Source organism: Curtobacterium sp. KBS0715 (assembly GCF_005938005.2).
Taxonomy (GTDB): Bacteria; Actinomycetota; Actinomycetes; order Actinomycetales; family Microbacteriaceae; genus Curtobacterium; species Curtobacterium flaccumfaciens.
In genome coordinates, this window is the sequence record NZ_VCCA02000001.1 from 1,716,618 (window position 1) to 1,731,160 (window position 14,543).

At 73.2% G+C, this 14,543-nt stretch carries 15 protein-coding genes and 1 tRNA gene; 15 read left to right on the forward strand and 1 reads right to left on the reverse strand.

What is annotated here, in order from left to right:
* Nucleotides 1-822, forward strand: a complete 822-nt coding sequence (locus FFG40_RS08240) for a hypothetical protein (protein WP_138802845.1) — start codon at nt 1-3, stop codon at nt 820-822.
* 95 nt (nt 823-917) lie between these two features.
* On the opposite strand, the gene FFG40_RS08245 is transcribed toward FFG40_RS08240, so the two are convergent.
* Nucleotides 918-1,190, reverse strand: a complete 273-nt coding sequence (locus FFG40_RS08245; RefSeq protein WP_138802846.1) for a DUF4031 domain-containing protein — start codon at nt 1,188-1,190, stop codon at nt 918-920.
* Nucleotides 1,191-1,369: 179 nt separating this feature from the next.
* On the opposite strand from FFG40_RS08245, the gene rplU reads away from it, so the two are divergent.
* From rplU to FFG40_RS08315, 14 genes are all read left to right on the forward strand, one after another.
* Nucleotides 1,370-1,678, forward strand: coding sequence for a 50S ribosomal protein L21 (rplU, locus tag FFG40_RS08250; RefSeq protein WP_027464715.1), 309 nt, complete (start codon nt 1,370-1,372; stop codon nt 1,676-1,678).
* A gap of 12 nt (nt 1,679-1,690) precedes the next feature.
* The gene (rpmA, locus tag FFG40_RS08255; RefSeq protein ID WP_017885976.1) at nt 1,691-1,942 is read left to right on the forward strand and encodes a 50S ribosomal protein L27; all 252 of its coding nucleotides are present in this window, start codon (nt 1,691-1,693) and stop codon (nt 1,940-1,942) included.
* 104 nt (nt 1,943-2,046) lie between these two features.
* The gene (gene obgE, locus FFG40_RS08260) at nt 2,047-3,609 is read left to right on the forward strand and encodes a GTPase ObgE (protein WP_138802847.1); all 1,563 of its coding nucleotides are present in this window, start codon (nt 2,047-2,049) and stop codon (nt 3,607-3,609) included.
* Nucleotides 3,610-3,616: 7 nt separating this feature from the next.
* Entirely contained in the window at nt 3,617-4,435 is an 819-nt protein-coding gene (gene proB, locus FFG40_RS08265) for a glutamate 5-kinase (protein ID WP_217499638.1), read from the forward strand.
* Between the two features lie 749 nt (nt 4,436-5,184).
* A complete protein-coding gene (locus tag FFG40_RS08270; protein ID WP_138802848.1) occupies nt 5,185-6,450 on the forward strand; it encodes a glutamate-5-semialdehyde dehydrogenase in 1,266 nt (421 codons plus the stop codon).
* Between the two features lie 40 nt (nt 6,451-6,490).
* Nucleotides 6,491-6,691 carry a hypothetical protein gene (locus tag FFG40_RS08275; protein WP_035807661.1) on the forward strand — a complete coding sequence of 67 codons (201 nt, stop codon included), beginning with the start codon at nt 6,491-6,493 and terminating at the stop codon, nt 6,689-6,691.
* 11 nt (nt 6,692-6,702) lie between these two features.
* A complete protein-coding gene (nadD, locus tag FFG40_RS08280) occupies nt 6,703-7,302 on the forward strand; it encodes a nicotinate-nucleotide adenylyltransferase (protein WP_027464719.1) in 600 nt (199 codons plus the stop codon).
* Nucleotides 7,299-8,783 (forward strand): hypothetical protein, encoded by a 1,485-nt coding sequence (locus FFG40_RS08285; protein ID WP_138802849.1) that lies wholly within the window; start codon nt 7,299-7,301, stop codon nt 8,781-8,783. Before nadD ends, FFG40_RS08285 begins: the two co-directional genes overlap by 4 nt.
* Before the next feature lie 132 nt (nt 8,784-8,915).
* A complete protein-coding gene (gene rsfS / locus FFG40_RS08290) occupies nt 8,916-9,290 on the forward strand; it encodes a ribosome silencing factor (protein WP_027464721.1) in 375 nt (124 codons plus the stop codon).
* A 108-nt stretch (nt 9,291-9,398) separates the two neighbouring features.
* Nucleotides 9,399-9,471: transfer RNA gene (locus FFG40_RS08295), tRNA-Ala, on the forward strand.
* A gap of 79 nt (nt 9,472-9,550) precedes the next feature.
* A complete protein-coding gene (locus FFG40_RS08300) occupies nt 9,551-10,474 on the forward strand; it encodes an aldose 1-epimerase family protein (protein WP_138802850.1) in 924 nt (307 codons plus the stop codon).
* The gene (locus FFG40_RS08305) at nt 10,453-11,970 is read left to right on the forward strand and encodes an anthranilate synthase component I family protein (RefSeq protein WP_138802851.1); all 1,518 of its coding nucleotides are present in this window, start codon (nt 10,453-10,455) and stop codon (nt 11,968-11,970) included. The genes FFG40_RS08300 and FFG40_RS08305 overlap by 22 nt, the downstream gene beginning before the upstream one ends.
* Nucleotides 11,971-12,016: 46 nt before the next feature.
* Entirely contained in the window at nt 12,017-12,886 is an 870-nt protein-coding gene (locus tag FFG40_RS08310) for a hypothetical protein (protein WP_260678828.1), read from the forward strand.
* On the forward strand, nt 12,883-14,511 hold the full coding sequence (locus FFG40_RS08315; RefSeq protein ID WP_138802852.1) for a DNA polymerase Y family protein: 1,629 nt from the start codon (nt 12,883-12,885) through the stop codon (nt 14,509-14,511). The genes FFG40_RS08310 and FFG40_RS08315 overlap by 4 nt, the downstream gene beginning before the upstream one ends.
* The last annotated feature ends 32 nt before the right edge of the window (nt 14,512-14,543 follow it).

Here is a 14,543-nt window from a genome sequence, read left to right on the forward strand (position 1 = left end):
GTGACGAACCCGGGCGACCCGCAGCAGCAGCGTGGGTACTACGGTGCGGGCTGGTCCCAGCCCGCACCGCCCGGCCCGGGTGCCCAGCAGCCCGGTGGCCCCGTGCCGCCGCAGCAGGGCGGTGTGCCGCAGTACGGGCGTCAGCCCGGTGCCGGTGCGCCGTACGCCCCGCCGCGGCCGCCCCGTGCCCCGGCAGACCCGCGTCGGGCCTTCGCGCCCGGAGCCTCGGTGACGAACACGGCCGGCGCTCTCATCGCCGTGGTGGCGCTGGTGCTCGTCGAGTTCGTGTCCGGGCTCTTCGGGCTGCTCGGCACCTCGCTCGTGGTCAGTCCGTTCCGGCACTACGGCGCCGGCACGAGCCTGCTCGGCAGCTTCACGACCGGGGTCTTCGTGGCGCCGTTCCCGTACTACGTCGGGGCGTTCCTGGCCCTGGCGTTCCTGACGCCGATCGACCGTCGCAGTCCGCTGCCGAGGCTCCTGCTCCGCGTGGTCCTCGCCGGCGCCGCTGGCACGGTGGCCCTGATGCTCGTCGGGGTCTTCACCGGGTCGCTCGGAGCGACCACCGCCGGCGCCTCCCAGCTCGTCATCGACGTGGTCACGCGGCCGCTGCAGAACGGTCTGCCGTTCACGGTGATGCTCCTGGCGACCGCCACGGCGGCCTGGCTCTGGCTCGGTCGACCGCGCCGCGGACGAGGCCCGTCGACGACCCCGGGCATGCCGGGCACCGTCCGACCCGCCGACGCGGTGCCGCCGTCGACGATCCAGCAGCCCCAGCAGCAGCAGCCCCCGGCGAACCCCTGGGGCGGTCCAGCGCCCCGCTGAGCCCGTTCGTGCGGCCCTGCGAGCCGGCGGCGCGCCGTGCGAGGTGCCGCGCGGGGCGGACCGGCACCGGGCCTCCCGGCCGCCCTGCGGTGCTGTCAGCGGCCGCGCTTGTCCCGCTGCGCCACGCGCAGCCCGCTGCGGATCAACCGCAGCACGAGCTCGCGACCGGTCACGGCCGAGGCGCCCGCGGCCACCAGTTCGTCGTACCGCGCGAGCGGGACGTCGTAGTGGTCGTGGTCGAACGCGCGGCGCGGCACACCGGCCCGCGCAGCGAACGCGTGGAGTTCCGCGTAGGATTCATCACTGACGAGGTGCGACCACAGTGTGTCGTGGGCGGGCCACGTCGGTGGGTCGATCAACACGGTCACCGTGCAATCGTACGGGTGTCGCCGTTTGACCGGACCCAGGGTGATCGAGTATTCTCGGTCCCTGGTGTCAGCGGGCCGTTCTGCCTGCGTCGCCGATCGGGCCCGGCCTTCCGGGAGCCGCTCGTGCAGAAGTGGGCACCCGAGACTTCCCTCAAGCAGAGTTACGTAAGGATTTCCACGTGGTTTACGCAGTAGTGCGCGCCGGCGGCCGTCAGGAGAAGGTCGAGGTCGGCACCATCCTGACCATCGACCGTGCCAAGGCGGACGACAAGGGCAACATCGACCTCGCCCCCGTGCTCCTCGTGGACGGTGACAAGATCACGTCGGCGGCTTCCGAGCTCGCGAACGTGACCGTCACCGCCGAGGTGCTCGACGACCTCCGTGGTCCCAAGGTCATCATCCAGAAGTTCAAGAACAAGACCGGGTACAAGAAGCGCCAGGGTTTCCGCGCTGAGCTGACCCGCGTCAAGATCACCAAGATCGCGTAAGGGAGTCAACTCATGGCACACAAGAAGGGTGCGAGTTCCACTCGCAACGGTCGTGACTCGAACGCACAGCGCCTCGGCGTGAAGCGCTTCGGTGGCGAGGTCGTCAACGCCGGCGAGATCATCGTCCGCCAGCGCGGTACCCACTTCCACCCGGGCGCCAACGTCGGCCGCGGTGGCGACGACACGCTGTTCGCCCTCTCGTCCGGTTCGGTCGAGTTCGGCACCAAGGGTGGCCGCAAGGTCATCAACATCGTCAACGCGTAGTCGTTCGAACGACTGCAGCTGGAGGGGCGGGCCGAGTGCCCGCCCCTCCTTCGCTTTTCCCGCCGACGATCCCGTCGGCACAACGAAACACCAGGAGTGGACCCATGGCGACCTTCGTCGACCGCGTGACCCTGCACCTCAGCGCGGGGCACGGCGGCAACGGCTGCGTGTCGGTCCGCCGTGAGAAGTTCAAGCCCCTCGCCGGGCCCGACGGCGGCAACGGCGGTGACGGCGGCGACATCGTGCTCGTCGCCGACCCGCAGGTGACGACGCTGCTCGGCTACCACCGTTCCCCGCACCGCTCGTCGAAGAACGGGCAGCCCGGCATGGGCGACCACCGCAGCGGTGTCAGCGGCGAGGTCCTCGAACTCCCGATGCCCGTCGGCACCGTGGTGTACGACGAGTCCGGCGAGGTCATCGCGGACCTCACCGAGCCCGGCATGCGCGTCGTCGTGGCCCCCGGTGGACAGGGCGGCCTCGGCAACGCGGCGCTCTCCACCACGAAGCGCAAGGCCCCCGGCTTCGCGCTCCTCGGCACCGAGGGCTGGGCAGGGGACATCAACCTCGAGCTGAAGACCATCGCCGACGTGGCCCTCGTCGGGTTCCCGAGCGCCGGAAAGTCCTCGCTCATCGCAGCCGTCTCCGCCGCCAAGCCGAAGATCGCGGACTACCCGTTCACGACCCTCACCCCGAACCTCGGTGTCGTCGAGTCCGGCGACACCCGGTTCACCGTCGCCGACGTCCCCGGTCTGATCGAGGGCGCGTCCGAGGGCAAGGGCCTGGGCCTCGAGTTCCTGCGCCACGTCGAGCGGTGCGAGGCGCTGCTCCACGTCATCGACTGCGCCACGCTCGACCCGGGCCGCGACCCGATCAGCGACCTCGACGTCATCCTCGGTGAGCTCGAGCGCTACCCGGTCCCCGAGGGCCAGGTGCCGCTGCTCGAGCGCCCGCAGCTCATCGCCCTGAACAAGATCGACGTACCCGAGGCGCAGGAGCTCGCCGAGTTCGTCACCGCCGAGCTCGAGGGCCGCGGCTACCGCGTCTTCCCGATCTCCACGGCGTCCCGCAAGGGGCTCCGTGAGCTGACCTTCGCCCTGGCCGACATCGTCGAGCAGGCCCGCGCCGCCCGTGCGGCAGAGCCCGTGCCGGAGCGCATCGTGCTCCGCCCCCGCTCGGTCAACGAGAAGCCGTTCACCGTGCGCGCCGAGGGCGGCGAGGAGCACCGCTTCTACCGCGTCCGCGGCGCCAAGCCGGAGCGCTGGGTCCAGCAGACCGACTTCACCAACGAAGAGGCGATCGGCTACCTGGCCGACCGGCTCGCGAAGCTCGGCGTCGAGGACGGCCTGTTCAAGGCCGGAGCCGTCGCCGGCTCGACCGTCGTCATCGGTGGCGACGGCGGCATGGTGTTCGACTGGGAGCCGACGCTCACGTCGACCGCGGAGCTCATCACGAGCGCCCGTGGCACCGACGCCCGCATCGGTGCGACCTCGCGTCCGACCCGCAACGAGCGGCGCGAGGAGTACTTCGAGCGGATGGACGCCAAGGCGGCCGCCCGTGCCGAGCTCGAGCAGGAGCGCGTCTCCGGGCTCTGGGTGGACGACGACGTGGTGACCAGCGACCAGCTCGGCACCAGCGAGCAGGTCGAGACCAGCGACCAGAAGGACTGACCGCGGCATGACCGACACGACCGCCCGCACCGACCTCGGACCCGTCACCCGGCGCGAGGACATCCCGCGTGCGCGGCGGATCGTGGTCAAGGTCGGCTCGTCCTCGGTCAGCGGTGACGCCGCCGGCCAGATCGGCCCCTTGGTCGACGCCCTGGCCGCCGCCTACGGCCGGGGAACGGAGGTCGTGCTCGTGTCGTCCGGTGCGATCGCGACCGGGTTCCCGTTCCTCGGGCTCGAAGGCCGGCCGGACGACCTCGCCACCCAGCAGGCTGCGGCGGCCACCGGGCAGAACGTCCTGATGTTCCGGTACCAGAAGGAACTCGACCGGCACGGTGTCGTCGCGGCGCAGATCCTGCTCACCGCCGGTGACCTGCAGAACCCCACGCACCGGGTGAACGCCCAGCGCGCCATCGACCGGTTGCTCGCGCTGCGGGTGCTGCCGATCGTGAACGAGAACGACACCGTCGCCACGCACGAGATCCGCTTCGGCGACAACGACCGGCTCGCGGCCCTGGTGGCCCGGCTGCTCGGGGCCGATGCCCTCGTGCTGCTCTCCGACGTCGAGGCGCTCTACACGGCACCCCCGGAGCAGCCCGGCGCGACCCGCATCGACGAGGTGCCGTTCGGCGACGAGCTGGCCGGGGTCACCTTCGGCTCGATCGGCACCGCCGGCGTCGGCACCGGGGGAGCGGGGACCAAGGTCGCCGCCGCGCGGCTCGCGGCCGAGGCGGGCACCGCGGTGCTCGTGACCGACACCGCGCTGGTCGACCGTGCGCTGGCCGGCGAGCACCTCGGCACCTGGTTCCACGCCGCGCCGCGCCCCTGAGGCGGGTTGCGCCCGGAACGGTCACGATCCGCCGTCGGGACTGCGCCGACTGGTCGGGGACCGTCGGTGCGGGCGTCGCGGAGCGACGGTCTGCGACCGCTCGGGTGGTGCGGGACGACGTGTCGTGACCGACCGACGGGGTGGACGCGACTGTCTGGAGGCCGGGTGCGGGTCCCGAGGACCGGTGGCGGGCCTCCAGGCGGTCACGACTCACCGTCGGGGCGCGGTCGTGTGGTCGGGAACCGTCGGCGCGGGCGGCGCGGAGCGACGATCTGTGACCGCTCGGCGGTCCTGGTACGACGTGTTGTGACCGGTCGGTGCGGCCAGCCGACGGGGTGGACGCGACCGCCTGGAGGTCCGGTGCGGGTCCCGGGGACCGGTGGCGGGCCTCCAGGCGGTCACGACTCACCGTCGGGACGCGGTCGTGTGGTCGGGAACCGTCGGTGCGGGCGTCGCGGAGCGACGATCTGCGACCGCTCGGGTGGTGCGGGACGACGTGTCGTGACCGACCGACGGGGTGGACGCGACTGCCTGGAGGCCCGGTGCGGGTCCCTGGACCGGTGGCGGGCCTCCAGGCGGTCACGACTCGCCGTCGGGGTGCGGTCGTGTGGTCGGGAACCGTCGGCGCGGGCGTCGCGGAGCGACGATCTGCGACCGCTCGGCGGTCCTGGTACGACGTGTCCTGACCCGTCAGCAGGGTCTGTGGGCGCGTCCGTCACATGGGCTCGCCGCGGACCTACAATCGGTCCATGTCGTCGATCGCGCCCGCCCCGACCCTGACCGACAAGCTCGTGGCCGCACGGGCCGCCTCGTCGGCGCTCGCGACCGCGACGACCGCCGTCAAGGACGCGGCCCTCGGTGCGATCGCCTCGGCGGTGCGTGCCGCGACCGACGAGATCGTCGCCGCGAACCACGACGACCTCGTCGCCGGCGAGGACGGCGGACTCTCGTCCGGGCTGCTCGACCGGCTGCGACTCGACCCCGTCCGGATCGAGGCCCTCGCCGCCGCGGTCGAGCACGTCGTCGGGCTGACCGACCCCGTGGGGGAGCACGTGCGCGGGTCGCAGCTGCCGAACGGACTCCAGCTCACCCAGGTGCGCGTGCCGTTCGGTGTCGTCGGGGCGGTCTACGAGGCGCGCCCGAACGTCACCGTCGACATCGCCTCGCTCGCGCTCAAGTCGGGCAACGCCGTCGTGCTCCGTGGCGGATCGGCGGCCCAGCACACGAACGCCGTGCTCGTCGCCCGGATCCAGGACGCGGTCGAGTCGGTCGGCCTGCCCCGCGACCTGGTGCAGACCATCGACGAGTTCGGCCGCGCCGGTGCCACCGAGCTCATGCGCGCACGCGGCCTGGTCGACGTGCTGATCCCGCGGGGGAGCGCCGCACTCATCCAGACCGTCGTCACCGAGTCGCAGGTGCCCGTCATCGAGACCGGTGCGGGCGTCGTGCACGTGTTCCTCGACGCCTCCGCGCCGGAGCAGCGTGCGGTCGACATCGTCCTGAACAGCAAGGTGCAGCGGCCGAGCGTGTGCAACGCCCTCGAGACCCTCCTGGTGCACGAGGCCGCCGCCGAACGACTCCTGCCGGTACTGGCCGACCGGCTGCGGGCCTCCGGTGTGACGCTGCGCGGCGACGACGCCACGCGGGCGATCGTGCCCGGGGTGCTCCGCGCCACCGACGACGACTGGGCGACCGAGTCGATGGACCTCGACCTGTCGATCCGCGTCGTGCCCGACGTCGACGCGGCGATGGCGCACATCGCACGGTGGTCGACGCACCACACGGAGTCGATCGTCACGAACGACGTCGACACCGCCGAACGGTTCCTGGCGACCGTCGACTCGGCGGTCGTGATGGTGAACGCGTCGACCCGGTTCACCGACGGCGGCGAGTTCGGTTTCGGGGCCGAGGTCGGCATCTCGACGCAGAAGCTGCACGCGCGCGGTCCGATGGGCCTGCCGGAGCTGACGAGCACGAAGTGGATCGTGCGCGGCTCCGGGCAGATCCGCGGCTAGACTGAACGGCGTCTTTCCCCGACCGAACGGAGCACGAACGATGACCCTCCTCGCAGAAGCTGCTGAGCACGCCTCCGGGGCGCCCGCGTTCGTGTTCCCCATGGTCGGCGCCCTCTTCTTCATCTTCCTCGGCTTCGTGACCTGGAGCTTCCGCGACGTGGCCTACCGCCACTCCCAGAAGTTCGAGGCCACCCGCCACCACGAGACGGGTGTCGACGAGTTCGGCCACACCAAGATCTGACCGACCACTCGATGCTCGAGACCACCGGACGGCCACGCATCGGCGTGATGGGTGGCACGTTCGACCCCATCCACCACGGGCACCTGGTCGCGGCGTCCGAGGTGGCGCGGGCGTTCGACCTCGACGAGGTCGTCTTCGTCCCCACCGGACAGCCGTACATGAAGTCCGACGTCACCGACGCCGAGCACCGGTACCTGATGACCGTCATCGCCACCGCGTCGAACCCGATGTTCACCGTCAGCCGCGTGGACATCGACCGCCCGGGGCCGACTTACACCGTCGACACCCTGCGGGACCTGCACGAACAGCGACCGGATGCCCAGCTCGTCTTCATCTCGGGCGCAGACGCCGTTCAGCAGATCGTCGACTGGAAAGACCATGATGGTCTCTGGGACCTCGCGCACTTCGTGGCCGTGACGCGTCCGGGACACGCCTTGAGCCTCACCGGATTGCCCGAGCGGGACGTAAGCTTGCTCGAAGTCCCTGCACTGGCCATATCCTCGACGGATTGCCGTGACCGGGTTCGACGGGGGTTCCCCGTCTGGTACTTGGTTCCCGACGGTGTCGTCCAGTACATCTCCAAGCACCATCTGTATCGGAGCGTTGCATGAGTTCGTCCGACGCGCAGCCGCCCCTGTCGCGGCGCCAGGCGCGCGAGCGGGAGCGTGCCGCCGCGGCCGGTTCGCAGCCCGCGACGCCGCCCCCGACCGTCGCCGCACCCGCCGCCGAGACTCCCGAGTCCCGCCGTCCCGGGTCGCACGTCGCCCCGGCCCCCGGTGGCCCCGCCCAGTCGTCCACGCCGGCCTCGGCGCAGGCCGCTCCGGCCTCTGCCCCGTCCGTCCCGGCATCGGGGTCCGCGGCCGGTGTGCCGCCGTTCCCGCCTGCTTCCGCGACCGAGATCGTCCCCGGCAGCGGTGGGCTCACCCGTCGGCAGATCCGGCAGCTCCGCGCCGCCGAGCGCCAGGCGGTGCAGCCGGTCCCGCTGCAGGACCCCACGCCCCAGTCGTCCGACCGCACCGTCGAGGACGTCCTCGGGTCGGTGGACACGATCGACCCCACGGCCGCGCCGCAGAGCGCTCCGGACGCCGAGGCCGCGCACGACGAGCAGCCCGCTGCCCCGACGGTCCTCGACCAGGCCGCGGTCGCCCAGGCCACAGAGGCCGACGGCTCCCCGGACGCGCTCGAGCCCCTCGACGAGGCCGCTGCGCACGCCGAGGAGCCCCGCCGCCACCGGTCGACGTGGTCGCCGCCCGCCGACGTCACCGACTCCGACGCACCGGCGACCGACGTCCCCGAGTCCGATGCGCCGGTGACCGACGCCCCTGCGGACGAGACGACCGACGTCGCCCCGGCGGACGAGACGTCCGAGGACGCTCCGGCCCGTTCGGCCGACGACGCTCCCGCTCCCGCCGCCGGCTCGCAGCCCGCCGTCACGCCGGTGCCGATCCCGACGAACACCGCAGCAGCGACCCCAGCGGTGTTCCCGCTCTCGCTCGACGCCGAGGACGACGACACCAACGAGGTGCCGCTGCCCGAGCCCGCGACCGAGGCCCCGAAGGTCCCCGCCGCGTTCCAGCGTCCGACCGAGCCGAAGCCGGTGACCACGGCCTTCGCGCCGCCCGCCGGCCACTGGTCGCAGCAGGCGCACGACTCGAACGACTCCGAGGTGCACGACGCCGAGACCGGCACCCGCCGCGTCGCGGTGACGAACACGAACGCGATCATCCTGCCGAACTCGGCCCTGGCCGACCCCACGGGCGCCCTCAACGCGACGGGCGAGGTGATCCTGACGGGGTCGATCGACCTGCCGGCATCGCTGTCGTCGACGGGGTCGCACCGGCCGATCGACGGCGCCGAGGTCGACCGCCTGCTCGAGCAGCAGGACGAGCAGCCCGACACCGATGCCAGCCCGGTCCGGGCCAGCCGCGCGGTGTCCAGCCACACCTCGACCCGCCAGGTCGTGCTCGCCGCCGCCAAGCCGAAGGAGTCGCGGACGCCGCTGATCCTCGGTGTCACGGTCGGCGCGGTCGGACTGGCTGCGGCCGGTGTCATCATCACCGCACTGCTCACCACCCACGCGTTCGGCGGCTGACCGCTGCCGTCCCCGACGTCCGTTCTCCACCACCCCGCCGACCCTGGCCTGGCCGCTGTCGGCGGGGTGGCTTATGATCGTGACCCATCAAGCGAACCGGCTGTCCGTCGGTTCGACGACCGGAAGGAATCCGTGACCGCCTCCACTCGCGCACTGGAACTCGTGCAGGCCGCAGCACTCGCGGCCGACGCCAAGCAGGCCGAGGACCTCGTCGCTCTCGACGTGACCGGGCCGTTGCAGCTCACGGACGTGTTCCTGCTCGCAACCGGTCGGAACGAGCGCAACGTGCAGTCCATCGCCGATGCCGTCGAGGAGCGCCTCCTCGAGCTCGGTGCCAAGACGCTCCGCCGCGAAGGCCGTACCGAGGGCCGTTGGGTCCTCATCGACTTCGGCGAGATCATCGTGCACGTCTTCCACGACGAAGACCGTCAGTACTACTCGCTCGAGCGTCTCTGGGCCGACTGCCCGACGATCCCGCTCGAGCTCCCGGTGGACCACACCGCCTGATCAGCGACGCGCCCGGGTGACGGCTTCGATTTCGTTGCCCGGCGTGCGCATGGTGTACGCTTCTATGGTGCCTCCGGGGAACCGGTTGGTACGGAAGCAGCACGATCTGGGTCTGTGGCGCAGCTGGTAGCGCACCTGCATGGCATGCAGGGGGTCAGGGGTTCGAGTCCCCTCAGATCCACCCTCAACCCCGTCGTTCCTCGGAACGGCGGGGTTTTTCGTGCGCCCGTCAGGCTTCGGTGGCCCGATACGCTGAGCGCATGAGCAACGACGCGCCGCTGTCCGGGTCCCCGCTGACGATCGCCTCCGCCGGGTACACGGCTGACATCGCCACCGTCGGAGCGACACTGCGGACCCTGCGGCACGAGGGCCGGGACCTGGTCGTCCCGTTCGACGCCGACGAGGTCCGCCCGGTCTTCCGTGGTGCCGTCCTGGCCCCGTGGCCGAACCGGATCGTCGACGGCGAGTACTCCTTCGGCGGCGTCGACCACGAGCTTGCCCTCACCGAGCCCGCACGGCACCACGCCCTGCACGGACTCGTCGCGTGGACGGACTTCCGCGTGCAGGAGCAGGCGGACGACCGCGTGGTGCTCGCCACGACCGTGCAGGCGCAGCAGGGCTACCCGTACCGCGTCGAGGTCATCGTCGAGTACCGGCTCGACGCCGAGGGGCTGCACACCACGATCACCGGGACGAACACCGGCGCCGAGGACGCGCCGTGGGGGACCGGCCCGCACCCCTACCTCGTCGCGGGTGCCGGCACCGTCGACGACTGGACCCTGACGCTCCCCGCCGCCCAGGTGCTCGAGGTGACGCCGGACCGGCTCGTCCCGACCGACCTGGTCCCCGTGCACGACGAGTTCGACCTGCGCACGCCCACACTGATCGGCGACCGGTTCATCGACCACGCCTTCACCGGCTTCGACCGTGACGCCGCCGGCCTCGCCACCATCGCGGTCACGGCGGCGGACGGTCACGGGGTCCGTGCGAGCTTCGGGCCGGAGTGCGGCTGGGCCCAGGTGCACACCGCCGACCACGTCGTCCCCGAGTACCACCGCGCCGGTCTCGCCGTCGAGCCGATGACGTGCGCCCCGGACGCCTTCAACGACGGCGAGGACCGCGGCCTCGTGGTGCTCGCGCCCGGTGCCTCGCACGCCGCCGCATGGACGATCGCCGCGATCTGAGCACCCCCGACCCCGGCGTCCGCGTCGAGGTCCGCCGACTCGACCCGGTCCCCGACCTCGCGGCCGTGGTGGCGCAGGTCGCCGGGGACGTGGTGTGGCTCGACTCCGGCCTGCCCGACGGTGCTCCCGCCACGGCTCGACCCCGGGCGCGGTGGTCCGTGCTGGCGTGGACGGACGGGCCGTTCGCCGCCCGGTTCCGGCACCAGGACCGTCGTGCGCACCTGACGGTCGCCGCGCCCGCCCAGGAGTGGTTCGGGCCCGCCCGATCCGAGGAGCGTCCGGCCTTCGCGGTGCTGGCTGACCTGCTCCGACGCACGCCCAGCCTGCCCGAGCCGGTCGTCGGGTGCGGGTTCGCGCTGGGTTGGGTCGGGTTCCTCGGCTACGAGCTCGGCCGCGAGTCCGGCGGCCCGGACCGCACCGCCGACGGGCACGCCGACGCCGACCTGCGGTTCGTCGACCGAGCCGTCGTCGTCGACCACACCGGTGGCGCCTGGGCGCTCGCGCTCGTCGCCGACGCGGAACCGGCGGCCAGCGCGCGGAACCGCGCGTGGCTCGAGGAGATGCGCACCCCCGCGACGTCGGTCGGTGTCGTGGACGCGGCCACGGGCCTCCCGGCCGGGGTGTCCACGGCGACCGGACGCGTGACGCGTGCCGCCTACGAGCGGGCGGTCGACGTGTGCCGCGCGGAGATCCGCGAGGGGAACGCGTTCCAGGTCTGCCTCACCACCGCCTTCGCGGTCGGACAGGAGGCCCGTGGCGGCCCCGGTACGGACCCGCACCTGGACGAGTACCTGCGGATGCGGGCGTCCGACCCCGTCCCGTTCGGTGCGTTCCTGCGGCTCGGCCCGCTGCGCGTGGCGAGCCGGTCACCGGAGCGGTTCCTGCGGATCGACGCGGCCGGAGCGGTGCTCGCGGAGCCGATCAAGGGCACGCGGCGGCGGCTCGCCGACGCGGTGGCGGACGCAGCCGCGCGGGACGACCTGGCGGCGAGCCCGAAGGACCGCGCCGAGAACGTGATGATCGTCGACCTGCTGCGGAACGACCTGCTGCGGACCGCGGTGCCCGGGTCGGTGCACGTCGAGCGGCTGTGCGCCGTCGAGACGTACGCCAGCGTGCACCAGCTGGTCTCGACGATCGGGGCGGTGCTGCCGCCGGGGACGTCTCGGGCCGACGTGGTGCACGCGGCGTTCCCGCCGGGGTCGATGACCGGGGCGCCGAAGAGCAGTGCCACGGCGATCGCGGACCGGCTCGAGGGGGCGCCGCGCGGGGTGTACTCGGGCGCGATCGGGTACTTCTCGGCGAGCGGGGCGGCCGACCTGTCGGTGGCGATCCGTAGCCTCGTGACCGTGCTCGACGAGTCGGGGGCGGTGCGTTCCCGGACCCTCGGAGCCGGGGGAGCGGTGACCTGGTCGTCGGTGCCCGCGGACGAGGCGGACGAGGTCGAGACCAAGACGCGGTCGGTGCTCGGCGGAGTCGGGTCGGTCGCCAGCTGGTGAGCTGATGCCCTGATCCGAACACGTGTTCGACCAGGACTGTCCACGGATGTCGGACGCGATTGACATCATCGAACACATGTTCGAATATGAGGGCATGCAGACGGCGGCGGCACTCCGGTCGCCCACCCCGGACCGGGGCGGGCGGAGCGGTGCTGCACGCGGTGGCAGCGGTGCGGGCGGTGGCGGTGCGCGCCGTGGGCCGGACCACCTGAGCGATGCCCGGGCCGCGCTCGACCGCATCACGTCCCTGCGGTCCCGGGTGGCCGACATGGAGTCCACGCGGGTCGACACCGCCGGGCTCCCCACGGCCCCGGCACTCGAACCCCTGCTGCCCGGTGGCGCGATCCGGGTCGGTGGCACCTACGCCGTCCCCGAGTCGGTGCTGCTCGCGATCACGATGCTGCAGGCGGCCTCGGCGGCCGGGGCGTGGTGTGCGGTCGTCGGGGTGCCGTCCTTCGGGATCGAAGCCGCCGCCGCCGCGGGGATCGACCTCGAACGACTCGTGCTCGTCCCCGATCCCGGTGACCAGTGGCTCGCCGTGACGGCGGCGATGGCCGACGTCGCCCAGATCGTCCTCACCCGACCGCTCGGCCGGGTCGTGCCGGGCGACGTGGCACGGCTGTCGGCTCGGCTGCGACAGCGCGGCGGCGCGCTCGTCGCGCTCGGCTCCTGGCCCGGGGCGGACGTCACGCTGCGGGTCACGTCCTCGACGTGGAGCGGCATCGGTCAGGGCCACGGCCACCTGACGGAGCGCCTGGCCACCGTGACCGCGACCGGGCGAGCCGGCGCGGTGCGTCCGGCGACCGCCGAGCTGCTCCTGCCCGCGGCCGACGGTGCGGTCCGGGCCGCCACACCGGTGCCGACGGTGGGCTCCGGGGGCACCCGGGTGCTGCGGCCCGTGGCGGTGGCGTCGTGATCGCCTCCGGGCGCGTCCGGACCGACGCGATCACGCGTGGGGCGGCACTGCCCGAACCACCCCCGACCCGGACGATCGTGCTCTGGTGCCCGGACTGGCCGGTCATCGCGGCGGCTCGGGCCGGTGGCACCCCGCCGGAGCAACCCCTCGCCCTGACCGCGAAGGGGCTCGTGTTCGCGAGCTCCGCATCCGCGCGTGAGCAGGGTGTCGTGCGGGGGCTCCGCGTGCGTGAGGCGCAGGCACGGTGCCCCGAGCTCCTCGTGCAGCCCTACGACGACGCCCTCGACCACCGCGCCTTCGAGCCCGTCATCCGTGCGGTCGAGGCGGCGGTCCCCGGGGTCGAGGTGCTGCGGCCGGGCACCCTCGCGCTCCGCGCCCGCGGCCCGGCCCGGTACTACGGCGGTGAGCGCGCGGCGGCGGCGACCCTTGCCGGCATCGCGGCCGACCACGGCGCCCCCGCGGTGCGGGCCGGGGTGGCCGACACCCCGTTCGCGGCGGACCAGGCCGCCCGCACCCGTCCGGTGCGTCCTGGCGAACGGGTGCGGCTCGTGCCCGTCGGGGGATCGGCGGACTTCCTCGCGCACCTGCCGCTCGGCGTGCTCGGCGACCCCGACCTCACGACGGTGCTCGACCGGCTCGGCATCACCACGCTCGGCGACTTCGCGGCACTCGGCGACGAACAGGTGCGGGACCGCTTCGGCGTGGCCGGGGCGTTCCTGCACCGGTTGGCCGGTGGCCGCGACCCCCGAGAGATCGCGGCGCGGGAGATCCCGCCGGAACTCCGGGTCGAGGCGTCGTTCGAACCCCCGCTGGACCGTGCCGACCAGATCGCGTTCGCGTTCCGGCGTTCCGCCGACGACTTCGCCGAGCGGCTCCGGGCCGCGGGGCTCGTGGCGACGACCATCCGTGTGGGGATCGTCGACGAGCGCGACATCCTGCTCGAACGGACCTGGGCACACCCGCGCTGGTTCGACGCCGCCGACGTGGTCGACCGGGTGCGGTGGCAGCTCGCCGGCGGGGTGGACCCCAGCGGGCTCGAGGCGCCGGTCACCTCGGTCGTGCTCGAGCCGGTCGCCGTCGACGACATGGCGAACCACGAGCGCGGGCTGTGGGGCTCCGGCCCGGACGAGCGCGTGCACCACGGCCTCGCCCGGATCCAGGGCATGGTCGGCCACGACGGTGTGGTGAGCCCGCGCATCGGTGGGGGCCGCACCCTGTCCGAGCGCGTGGTGCTCGTGCCGTGGGGCGACGCGCCCGCCGGCGGTGAGCGAGCCCTGGCGACCGTGCGCGACCGTCCGTGGCCCGGCAAGCTGCCCGGCCCGCCCCCCGCCACCGTGCTCGAGCGCCCCCGACCGGTCGACGTCGTCGCCGTCGGTGGTGCGAGCGTCGACGTCGACGAGCGTGGCGTGCTGTCCGGCGCACCCGAACGGTTCCGTGCCGAGGGCGACCGGGGCGGCGGCTTCTCGGCCGTGACGGCCTGGGCGGGTCCGTGGCCGCTCGTCGTCCGGTGGTGGGAGTCCGGCGGTCGACGCCTGCACCGGCTGCAGCTCGTCGACGCCGAGGGGCGTGCCTGGTACCTGGTGCTGGCGGACCACCGCTGGTGGGCCGAGGCGATCGCGACGTGACCCCGACCACCACCACCGACAGGAGCGTGACC

Coding starts and splice junctions, on each gene's coding strand:
- proB (WP_217499638.1), top strand. CDS start 3,617: ATGACCGACACGACCGCCCGCACCGACCTCGGACCCGTCACCCGGCGC.
- obgE (WP_138802847.1), top strand. CDS start 2,047: ATGGCGACCTTCGTCGACCGCGTGACCCTGCACCTCAGCGCGGGGCAC.
- FFG40_RS08300 (WP_138802850.1), top strand. CDS start 9,551: ATGAGCAACGACGCGCCGCTGTCCGGGTCCCCGCTGACGATCGCCTCC.
- rpmA (WP_017885976.1), top strand. CDS start 1,691: ATGGCACACAAGAAGGGTGCGAGTTCCACTCGCAACGGTCGTGACTCG.
- FFG40_RS08285 (WP_138802849.1), top strand. CDS start 7,299: ATGAGTTCGTCCGACGCGCAGCCGCCCCTGTCGCGGCGCCAGGCGCGC.
- FFG40_RS08270 (WP_138802848.1), top strand. CDS start 5,185: ATGTCGTCGATCGCGCCCGCCCCGACCCTGACCGACAAGCTCGTGGCC.
- nadD (WP_027464719.1), top strand. CDS start 6,703: ATGCTCGAGACCACCGGACGGCCACGCATCGGCGTGATGGGTGGCACG.
- FFG40_RS08310 (WP_260678828.1), top strand. CDS start 12,017: ATGTCGGACGCGATTGACATCATCGAACACATGTTCGAATATGAGGGC.
- FFG40_RS08305 (WP_138802851.1), top strand. CDS start 10,453: ATGGACGATCGCCGCGATCTGAGCACCCCCGACCCCGGCGTCCGCGTC.
- FFG40_RS08275 (WP_035807661.1), top strand. CDS start 6,491: ATGACCCTCCTCGCAGAAGCTGCTGAGCACGCCTCCGGGGCGCCCGCG.